General features: G+C 33.4%; 1 protein-coding gene. It reads left to right on the top strand.

All coding sequences use genetic code 11. From position 1 onward, the window contains the following. Positions 1–95: 95 nt before the first annotated feature. A complete protein-coding gene (locus tag CRV02_RS14945) occupies positions 96–266 on the top strand; it encodes a hypothetical protein (RefSeq protein ID WP_164969036.1) in 171 nt (56 codons plus the stop codon). Positions 267–401 lie beyond the last annotated feature (135 nt).

Genomic DNA, 401 nt, shown 5'->3' with positions numbered 1-401 from the left:
CTTCTACTACAATACAATATTTTGGAATAGAAGTTGCTGTAGGTGATATCTTATGAATTGAGTATCAACAGCATATCTTTACAGTTTTAGGAATGGTGGCATTAATTGAGTCACGTGATTTTACAATTGTACTTTTCTCTTTTATTGATGGTTTGAGTATACATGATAAGGTGTTTTTACAAAAAGATGGATTATCTGTTGAGACAGGACATGGTCTTTTAGGAAGAGTAGTAAATGCTCTAGGTGAGCCTATTGATGAAAAATGAAAAATCAAGGATATAGCGAAAAGTTCTGTAATTAATAAAGGCTCTATGTCACGACTAGAAAGAGGAGTTATTGATGAGAGATTTTCTCAAGGAGCTAAAGCAACAGACTCAATGCTTACAGCAGGAAAAGTACAA

The sequence above is a fragment of the Arcobacter sp. CECT 8989 genome, from assembly GCF_004116715.1.
GTDB lineage: Bacteria > Campylobacterota > Campylobacteria > Campylobacterales > Arcobacteraceae > Halarcobacter.
Note: the sequence above shows the minus strand (reverse complement) of the source record. Positions and strands in the feature narration are given on the sequence as shown.